The sequence below is a fragment of the Micromonospora parastrephiae genome (assembly GCF_016802865.1).
Lineage (GTDB): Bacteria > Actinomycetota > Actinomycetes > Mycobacteriales > Micromonosporaceae > Micromonospora > Micromonospora parastrephiae.
This window is the reverse complement of sequence record NZ_JAEVHM010000042.1, coordinates 26,301-35,779: the sequence shown is the minus strand read 5'-3', so window position 1 is coordinate 35,779 and position 9,479 is coordinate 26,301. Positions and strand designations below refer to the sequence as shown.

Sequence of the window (9,479 nt, the reverse complement as noted above, 5' to 3'; positions counted from 1 at the left end):
ATGCGACCGGACCTCACGATGGACATCCAGGCGCTGGGTTCCCTGTACCTGGGCGGCATGTCTGCTGCGGTGCTGGCTGGCGCAGGACGCATTCGTGCCGCCGGCGTGGGCGCCTGGTCGGTCGCCCTGTCGGTTGCCGCCGGAGCGGCGGCCTTGCGGGGCCGGGAGGCCCGCGCCCTCGGCGTCCGGACCGCCGGTTCCGCGCCGGCCGCCGTTTCCGGCTGATCGACGCGCGCTGCCTCGCTCGGCTGGTCAACCTCCGTGCCGTTCGCCTCGGTCGGCGCGGGACTCGGCTGTCGGGGGAGGAGACGGTCCGGCTCCGGTGGCTGGAAGAGCACCGCCGGGGCAGGCTTGGCCCGGCGCGGACGAGGGCTGGCCGGAGCCGCCGGCGGGGACGCCTCTTCGGCGGGCTGCTCGGCCGCCGACGGCGGCGTGAACGTGGCCCGGGGCGAGCGCTTACGCGCTCGATCAGCAGGCTCTCGACGGGTCGGCTCGCTGGGCGGCTGCTCCTGCATATCGATGGAGCGTAGTCCCGATCACGTCGCCGCACAGCGCCGAAACACGTCGCCCGCCCGCCCCGGCCGGCGTCCCCCGGAAGTCGTTTTGCCCCCGGTGGGTGACGACCTGTATCCTCGGGCGCGGTGGTCTGCGGGCCACCAGGGAGACTTCGCCTAGTCTGGTCTATGGCGCCGCACTGCTAATGCGGTTGGGGTCTTAAAGCCCCTCCCGGGTTCGAATCCCGGAGTCTCCGCGCGAAAGCCGGGTGTGTAGACTGGCTGAGCACGAGCGCCCGTAGCTCAATGGATAGAGCATCTGACTACGGATCAGAAGGTTAGGGGTTCGAGTCCCTTCGGGCGCACAAGATCAAATAACGTCTGACCTGCGGAAACGCGGTCGGGCGTTTTTTGTTGACCGTCCCGGTTGGACAGTGGGTGTCGCGTGGGTGTCACGGGTGCGCCGTCACTCTCTGTAATGCTGGCGGGGCTGCATGGGGGCTGACCTGCTGCTTTGCGGTGGGGTTATCGCTTCTTGTTGGCCGCGCGCTTGTTTTTTGGGCGGGGGTTGGGGCGGTTACTCTGGCCCCTCTTCCTGATCTTCTCGCGGGTGCGGCGGGCTGCGGCGAGGACCAGTCGAGCGGTGGCCTCAGCGCACTTACGCTGGGCATATGGCAGGACGCTGGTGTAGGTGTCAGCGGTGGTGACGATGCTGGCGTGGCCGAGGAGGTCTTGCACGGTTTTGAGGTCGGCACCGGCTTCGTGGGCGAGGGACGCGGCGCCGTGGCGGAGGTCGTGCAGACGGATCGGTGGGATGTCGGCTCGTTTGACGAGTCGGCTGAAGTGCCGGGTGGCGTATTGGGGGTGCAGGGGCCTGCCGTCGGGGCGGATGAACACGTAGCCGCTGTCGTAACAGGCTCTGCCTGCCGCCTCGCGGGCGGCCTGTTGCTGACGCTGGCGGCGTTGGTGCTCTCGGAGCACGGCCACGGTGTGTTTGTCGAGAGCGACGGCGCGCGTGCTGGCGGCTGTTTTGGGTTCTCCTTCGATGACGTGGTAGCCGACGGTGGTGCGGCTGCGGAAAATGAACAACACGCCGTGGTCGAGGTCGATGTCAGACCAGCGCAGGCCGCATGCTTCACCGCGACGTAGGCCGCGTAGGGCGATGAGCCACCACATGGCGAAGAGCCGGTCGGTGGTGACCGCGTCGAGGAACGCGGCGAGATGAGGCGCGGTCCAGACGGCGACCGCTGGCCGTTGACCGGTTGCCTGCCATTCCGCGACACGTGCGGGTGTCCACACCTGGGCGTGCGGCTTGCGGTAGGACGGGACTTCGAGGTGCTGGATCGGGTTGGCGTCGAGGAGATTCTCCCGGACGGCGAGGTTGAGCGCCGCGCGAAGAGTGGTCCGCAGGTGCTGCAGGCATGAGGGCGACTGCGGCTGGCCACGTCCGTTGGTGGTCGCCGCGGATTCGGCGAATGTTGAGGTCAGCCAGGCTGATCCTGCCCAGGTGCGGAATGAGGAACTGTTCGACGTCCCGTGCGTACTGGGCCCTGGTGGTGTCCTTGATCTTCGTGCGGGTGGACAGCCAATACCGCAGCCACCGCTCCAGAGTCCATCCCTGCGCGGTGCGTTCCTCGCCGGTCTGGGTCAGCCACTCGTTGCGCGCCTGGGTGGCGGCAGCCTTGGACCGGAAGCCACCTCGACGAGCCCGTGTCGGCCTGCCGAACGCGTCGGTCGCGGAGCAGGCGAAGTACCAAGTGCCGTGGCCGCGTTCCGGCAGGCGCGCGCAGTTTGCTTCGAGCCGCTTCTTTGTTCCATTGTGCCGGCAGCCACACCGCTTGTAGATCGTTCCCGGACCAGCCACGGTTTACCTCTCTTTGTGCGCTGAGGGGTGTTTGTGAGGACTGATCACATTCTTTGCGGTGGCGTTGAGGGGTGGACGGACTGCCTGTCCGTCGCGCCGGTCGCGCTCGATTCAGCGCCGGAGGGCTTGCCCGGGCCGCTTGTCGAATTGGCGGAAACTCGTCGGGAATCGTTGTGCGGCTGTCGTGTAGTGGATGGCGGCGAGGGCGAGCAGTGCGCTGTGCCAGCCGAGGTGGTGGGTCACGAGGTCGGTCAGGACATGAAGATGGTGCTAGCGAATCGGCGACGTTGGCGACGGTGAGCAGGGCAGTAGCGCGTCGGTTGGGGTGAACCAGGCGACAATCAAAGCGAACGTGGGTTCGCGGAGGACCGTCGCGCCCGTGATCCCGTTCCCGTGGAGGGAGGGTACGGACGGAAGGGCGAGCCCGGATCGGGGCAGAACGGTAAGCCTGTCCAGCCCTCCAATGTTTCTTCCCACTCCTTGAACGGACTCGGAGGCGCTTCATTGGATAGGCGCCAATAGTCATGGTTTGCCCTGTGCGGTACATCCGCACCGGCACGACGTCCGGCTAAGATGGCCGCCATGCGGCGTGAGCCATCTCTGACCTTTCGGGGCGCACTCCGAATCTTGGGCCGCGCTGAGACGCCGCTCCTGGACAAGCTCGACGCCCTGCTTGGCGGATTAATCCTCGCTGCCGGAGCAGGAGCAGCGATAGCGACAGTTGGCGGCCCGGCACTGGCAGGTGCCGCAGCGCTGGCACCTATCTGGCAGTGGGTCGACCAGAAGAATGAAGCCGGCGGGATTTTGCGAAGGCTGGTAGCTCATGCCAGCTCGAAAATCAATATGGCTTCCGGGCTGGAGCGCCGACAGTTGGTTGCGGCGGCACACAGCACCATCGTGGTCGCTGCCTACTTCGACGTTTTCCACGATGAGGTCAAGGCGGCTGGCTTCGGCAGATTCCGGCTCGGCGAACGCCAGATGGCCGAGGTGGCCACAAGCACTCAGCGAAAACATCGCCAAAAACTAATCGACTGGCTCTATTCCGCCGAGCTGCCGGCACCCTCAGCCACCCGCGGGTTCGAGGAAAACGCTATCCGCGTCGGTCGCTGGATCGAGCAACTAGACAATAGGACCAAGGAATTCCTGGACAGCCATTTCGTTCCGGGGTTGCCTGAGGACGTTTTCACCACCACCGCGACCCTAGCCATGGAACGCTACCGGTCATACTACGTCGACCTCGCGGCCAATGTTCGAGAGTTCCAGCTTTGGGCTGAGCTGGCAGAACACGCAGCGACTCGAAATTTAGTCACGAGCTCCTTCCAACACATCGAGCAAATTCTTCTATCGTTGAATCCTTCCGACCCTGGTATCCACTCGAGCGCTGTTGCGTTGTTTCGGGCAAACCGGGGCCGAATGAATGATCCGGTCGTTTCCTCCGCCATTCCGTGGCTGCATTCCACCGTGGGATTCCCCACCGTTGCGGAACTTTTCGTTTCTCCCGGATTCCGGATCACGGAGTTCAGCAGTTCCACGAGGGTATCCGACGATCGGTGGTGGCTCGATCTTCCGTTGCAGAACAGCCTTGGCGAGCGGCTCGCCGCGCATGTCCTCTCCACTGACGCGACACGGGCACCGCTACTGCTGTTGGGTCATCCGGGAGCCGGCAAGTCCATGCTGACAAAGGTGCTCGCGGCGTACTTGCCCGGAGCTGACTACATCACCGTCCGGGTGCCGCTGAGATCCGTCAGCGCACACGCCTTGGTTCTTGATCAGATCCAGGAGGGCCTCGACCGGGCGACCCACAAACGGGTGTCTTGGGCCCAGCTCGCTGACGAGACAGCGGACCGCCTACGGGTGGTGCTATTGGACGGGTTAGACGAACTGCTGCAGGCAGCAAACCTGGACCGGACTGGTTACCTCCAGGAGATTATGCGGTTTCAGCAGCTCGAGGCTGACCAGGACCGCCCAGTCGCCGTTGTCGTCACCTCACGAACCGTGGTCGCCGACCGGGTGGACATTCCGGTTGGAGCCGCAGTCATCAAGCTCGCCGAGTTCAACGATGATCAAATCACTGAGTGGCTATCGCGCTGGAACAACGCCAATACCGATCCGACCGGCGGAGCAGCGAGAGTACGACAGCTCACGACTGGCGAGGCATTGCGTCATCCGCACTTGGCCAGCCAACCGCTCCTGCTTATGCTGCTTGCCCTATACGTGAGTAGTCCGGATGCCGTTGAGCTTTTGGCGGACTCCTCGATGGCGGTCCTATACAACCACCTGTTCACCGGCTTCGCCGGGCGGGAGACTACCAAGAATGCTGGTCGGGCCGAATCCACCGGCGCGGACAGCAGCAAAATAGAGACCGCAATTGATCGCCTGAGTGTTGCCGCGTTCGCGATGTTCAACCGTGGGCGCCACCAGATCGGTGAGGCAGAACTAGGCAAGGACCTTGACGCGCTGTCCATGTCCAACAGTGCAGCTCGTCCGGAAGTGGCTGGCCAGCGATTGCTCGCCGAGTTCTTCTTCGTACATGCCGCCGAGGCGACGCTAATCCCCGGTGGTCCGACAGAGCGGTCATACGAGTTCCTGCACGCCACCTTCGGCGAGTATCTAGTCGCTAGAAAAATCTTGGAGGTTTTACGAGACATCGCGGACGTTGCCTTCGGCGGACGGCGCGGACGGCGCGAACCGGACGATGCTCTGCTGCACACCCTGCTGTGCCGACAAGCGCTGGCCGGGCAGCGACCGATCGTGGAGTTTGCCGGTCAGCTATTTCAGACGCTTCCCGAGGCGGAGCGTTCGGACCTCGTGGAGGTGGTCGACGACCTGATCCGACGCTGGCGCTTCCGACCGCCTTCGGAAAAATACGAGCAGTACCAACCGACCGCGAATGACCGGGTACGGCAATTGGCGGCCTATTCAGCCAATCTAGTAGTCCTGCGCCTCGCCTTTGAGTCCTCCAGTTGTTTGCGGCTGTCCTCCCTATCACCGGATGGCACGCTCGAGTCCTGGGACGCAATGGCTACCCTATGGCGGGCTGGCCTGGACCCGGATGCCTGGTTGTCGATGCTTGGGGCTATCACGTTCGACCGCCGTCGCCTGCTGATCGTTGCAGAACCGCCACGGCACGGCCGAATGCTAGCTGAGTACGACCATGCTCGCCTGGCGGGACGCGAACGCGCGGCCGAACAGATCGGTATGGGCATGGCGATCGTCGATGGCATCCAGGAAGTTTTCGCGGAGGATGACTGGCTGTACATGATGCAGAGCTGGACGATTCCGGCACTTTCACTTCGCATTCCGCAGGCTATGGCTTTTAGCCTGCCACCGGACGGCACTTCAACTGGGCAAACGCAAGCTATCGTTCAGTCGCTGGAGAGGTTGTTGCGGTGGAGATCTGCGGATCTTTCTCTAGACTCTGCGAGCCAAGTGGTGAAGCTGCTCTTGGGTATGACCGCCAGCCCGGATCCAAAAGCCTTGGCCGTCGTCATATGCCAGCACCCCCGGCTGCTCCTCTACTTGCCCGAACTCGCCGACGCCACATTGTATCGTCCTGCCGAGGCAACGGTTTTGATGATGCATGCAACACGACCTGGTGTGGGCGAGGATGAGCGGCCGCAGTTTGAATCTCTCTATCAGGAACTTTGCGTCGCGGCGGACTACTATCCAGCTCAGGAACGCTTTAGTGCTCGAAGCGAACAATTCATCCTCAAGCTTTTTCAGCAGCTGACGTCAGCGGATCAGAACCACGGCGACGCCGTCAACGCGGAAGTCATCGTTGATTGATGTGAGGCTGCGCTCCCCGTCAACTCCGCCACCGCCAGGGCCGCGTTCGAGGAGATCCTCGGCCGCGACGGCGTTGTCACCGGCGTTCGCGCCCGAGACGCCCACACCGGCGCCGAGCGGGTCCTGGACGTCACCGGAGTGTTCGTCGCCATCGGCCACGACCCCCGCAGTGACCTGTTCCGCGGCCAGGTCAACCTGGACCCTGACGGCTACGTCACCGTCGACGCCCCCAGCATCCGCACCAACCTGCCCGGCGTCTTCGCCGCCGGTGACCTCGTCGACCACACCTACCGCCAGGCCATTACCGCCGCCGGCACGGGCTGCGCCGCCGCCCTCGACGCCGAGCGCCACCTCTCCACCCTGTCTAACCAGCACCGGCCGCAACCCAGGCCAGGACACGGGCGGCGGATTCCTGCCGGGGTTACCCGGCGAGTCGGGCGCTGATGTCGGCGACCGTGGCCCTGGCCCTGGCCGTGCGCCCCGCGCCCACCAGCGTCGCCGACGCCGACCCAGTCCAGTCGCCGTACCCCAACAGATAGAGACGGGACTCGTCCACCGACCTCGTACCGTCGGTGGGCGCGACACCCTGCCGCCACCTGGGCAGCAGCGGCGCGAGGTGGGCGAGCTCTGGGCGGAACCCGGTGCACCAGATGACCGCGTCACATGGCTGCCCGGTGCCGTCGGCCCACCACACGCCGTGCGCATCGAGCCGCGCGAACATCGCGCGGGCATGCAGCACGCCGCGCTCACGGGCGTCGCGGACGCTGGGCACCATCACGATGTCCCCCAGGTCACTCACCCCACCCGCGGCACCGGCGGCTGTGCGGGTGGCCACATCGAAGAGCACCCGCCCGTCGACGTTGTCTGGCATGAACCGTGGCGGGCGCCGGGTGACCCAGGTGACCTCGGCGACCCGCGACACATCGGCCAGGATCTGCGCCCCGGAGTTGCCCCCGCCGACGATGACGACCCGCTGCCCGCGGAACTCCAGCGGCGAGGCGTAGTCCACGGTGTGCAACTGCCGGCCACCGAAGTCCTCCCGGCCGGGGACGTCCGGCAGGTACGGGCACTGCCACGTCCCGGTCGCGGAGATGACGTACCGGGCCGACCAGGTGCCGGCGTCGGTCTGCACCGCTAAGCGCGCACCCGCCGCCCGCACCTCCCGCACCCGGACCGGGCGACGCACCGCGAGGTCGTAGCGCTGCTCGTATGCCCGCAGGTAATCCACGACGTGCCCGGCGCTCGGGAAGTCCTCACCGTCCTGGCTTGGCATCCCCCACCCCGGCAGCGGGCTGTACGGCGCAGGGGAGAACAACCGCAACGAGTCCCAGCCATGCCGCCACGCGCCACCCGGCTGCGACTGGGCATCGAGGATGACGTACTCCAGGCCAGCGCGGCGCAGGTAGTAACCCACCGCCAGGCCCGCCTGCCCGCCCCCGACGACCACCACATCACACGATCCGGGCACCCCAACACCTCCTCCGCTACCCAGATCATCATCCCGAGACGACCCGAACGGATGCGGGAAGCCCCCGACCGAGAACCTCACCGTGATCAAGGCCTCGTTTCACCGCTCTAGCCGCGGTGTTGCTGCAACGATGCAGGACGTGGGAACTGCGGAAACGATGATGCCTGCCATCTCGCCACTTGCGGGCGAACCGATCAAGCGTGCCGACGCCGAGCGGCTCGCCGCAGTGCTGAAGGCATTCGCCGACCCGGCCCGGCTACGACTGCTCAGCCTGATCCAGTCGTCTCCTGAGGGCGAGGCGTCCGTCAGCGACCTCACCGCGCCGCTCGGGCTCTCCCAGCCGACCGTGAGTCATCACCTGCGGATCCTCACCGAGGCCGGCCTGCTCGAGCGCGACAAGCGCGGAGTCTGGGCGTACTACCGGCTGATGCCGTCCGCGATCGCCGCGATCGCTGAGCTGCTGACGCCGCCTCGCAAACGGGCGACGAAGAAGACCCGCTGACGTCACCGTCGAAGACGCTTGCCGCGTCGGCTGACCGGCCTGAACCCGACGCACCGTCATCGACCCACGGCAGAGCGTTCGCCGCATGCGCACATCGAGCGCTCGAGCCCCGCGGCTGTCACCGGTTAGCACAGCCTCGGCCGGACGACGACCCGCCCACCGTATGCGCCCCGCGCTGTGTCACGACGCGCGGCGACCTCGTCCGGCTCGAACCGCGAAACGAAGAGCCGGCCGAGGTCCTGCCAGTCCTGGACCGAAGCCCGTTCATCGGCGTGAAGCTCGAGACACTCGTCAACGGTCCAGTCCTCGTAGGTGACATACGGCTCGCACCACCGCCCGCTGCGCCACGCCGCACGGGTGCCCTGGCGCCCTTCGGACTTGTTCAGGCCGATCCAGAACAAGTTCCCCGGATCGATCCGGGAGCCAGCGATGCTCGGGAAGCGTGTCGCCGGTGCCCACCTGCGCCAGGCGTGGTTGAACGCGAGCTCCAGATTCAGTTTGGCGCTAGGGACCGCTTCCACGCCCTGCGCGAGCACGCCTAGCGCCATCCCCTCGACCACATGCTTCACCTGCTGGTCCTTCGTCGGCATGCGCCGATGCTACGACGAGCCGTCAAAGCCACCCTTGCCAAAGGTTCGCAGCTCACGACGCCCTGCTCGTCGAGCACAATGATGATCGAGAACGACGCGCCGTCCAGTAGGCCGATCGCGGGCCGAGCGGCGACGGTGGGAACTCCCGAATGATCCTGCCGCCGACGCACGGCTGGCAGGCCACACCGATCCGACCGACCGCTGTGCAGACGAACAGAGCGCCACCTTGAAGAAGGTGCCTCGAGGCAACCTCTACGTGCCAGCCGCGACGTCGACCGCGAGGGCGATGAGGGCCGTGAACGCCTGCAGGACGCTGAAGGCCAACGCCCACAACGCGATCCGGGCTTCGACCGTTATGCGCCTGCCGGGCGTCTCGACCGCCGCCGGCGACGTGACCTGGTGTGCAACCGGCGCCGGGGACGTCGGCAGGGACGCGAACGACGGCGGCACGATATGCAACCGGTAGAACCACGGATCCAGCCAGTTCGCCGCACCCATGGCACGAATCCACGCCACCGTCTTCTGTCGCTTGTGTTGCCGGCAGCCAACGAGGACCTTGCCGTCTCTCGCGCACGGCTTCCTGGTGGTCTTCGTCAGGACAAGGCACTTGGCGTTGATCCTGAAGCCGAAGTAGTAGCAGACGTACAGCAAGCCGACCGACGAGACGAACAGGAAGCAGACGACGTTTTACCAGAACGTGGGCTGCGCGGCGGGCCCCGGATTCGCTGCCACGAGAAGCACGACAGTGCAATCTACAGCAGGCAACCAACCAGCC

The 9,479-nt window shown here is 65.7% G+C and carries 7 protein-coding genes, 2 tRNA genes and 1 pseudogene; 6 read left to right on the top strand and 4 right to left on the bottom strand.

Features of this window, described 5'->3' with window-relative positions; genetic code table 11:
* The 3 genes from JNW91_RS11865 to JNW91_RS11855 all read left to right on the top strand — a co-directional run.
* On the top strand, positions 1-225 hold a 225-nt coding region (locus JNW91_RS11865; RefSeq protein WP_238424812.1), incomplete at its 5' end, for a sterol carrier protein domain-containing protein.
* A 435-nt stretch (positions 226-660) separates the two neighbouring features.
* Positions 661-751 (top strand) — tRNA-Ser (locus JNW91_RS11860).
* 35 nt (positions 752-786) lie between these two features.
* Positions 787-859: transfer RNA gene (locus JNW91_RS11855), tRNA-Arg, on the top strand.
* 160 nt (positions 860-1,019) lie between these two features.
* On the opposite strand, the gene JNW91_RS32170 is transcribed toward JNW91_RS11855, so the two are convergent.
* Positions 1,020-1,793: a site-specific integrase gene (locus JNW91_RS32170; protein ID WP_309244325.1), complete on the bottom strand. Its 774-nt coding sequence runs from the start codon at positions 1,791-1,793 to the stop codon at positions 1,020-1,022.
* A 1,147-nt stretch (positions 1,794-2,940) separates the two neighbouring features.
* Here JNW91_RS32170 and JNW91_RS11845 point away from each other — a divergent pair.
* Together JNW91_RS11845 and JNW91_RS11840 are read left to right on the top strand one after the other, a co-directional pair.
* Positions 2,941-6,144, top strand: coding sequence for an NACHT domain-containing protein (locus JNW91_RS11845; RefSeq protein ID WP_203174902.1), 3,204 nt, complete (start codon positions 2,941-2,943; stop codon positions 6,142-6,144).
* Positions 6,145-6,183: 39 nt separating this feature from the next.
* Positions 6,184-6,507: pseudogene (locus JNW91_RS11840) on the top strand (FAD-dependent oxidoreductase); the annotation flags it as partial.
* A 58-nt stretch (positions 6,508-6,565) separates the two neighbouring features.
* On the opposite strand, the gene JNW91_RS11835 reads toward JNW91_RS11840, so the two are convergent.
* On the bottom strand, positions 6,566-7,612 hold the full coding sequence (locus tag JNW91_RS11835; RefSeq protein ID WP_203174901.1) for an ArsO family NAD(P)H-dependent flavin-containing monooxygenase: 1,047 nt from the start codon (positions 7,610-7,612) through the stop codon (positions 6,566-6,568).
* Between the two features lie 130 nt (positions 7,613-7,742).
* Here JNW91_RS11835 and JNW91_RS11830 point away from each other — a divergent pair, with 130 nt between their 5' ends.
* Complete coding sequence (locus JNW91_RS11830) at positions 7,743-8,114, top strand: ArsR/SmtB family transcription factor (protein WP_203174905.1); 372 nt, start codon at positions 7,743-7,745, stop codon at positions 8,112-8,114.
* Positions 8,115-8,239: 125 nt separating this feature from the next.
* On the opposite strand, the gene JNW91_RS11825 is transcribed toward JNW91_RS11830, so the two are convergent.
* On the bottom strand, positions 8,240-8,704 hold the full coding sequence (locus tag JNW91_RS11825; protein WP_203174900.1) for a hypothetical protein: 465 nt from the start codon (positions 8,702-8,704) through the stop codon (positions 8,240-8,242).
* Between the two features lie 252 nt (positions 8,705-8,956).
* Complete coding sequence (locus JNW91_RS11820) at positions 8,957-9,355, bottom strand: hypothetical protein (RefSeq protein ID WP_203174906.1); 399 nt, start codon at positions 9,353-9,355, stop codon at positions 8,957-8,959.
* Positions 9,356-9,479 lie beyond the last annotated feature (124 nt).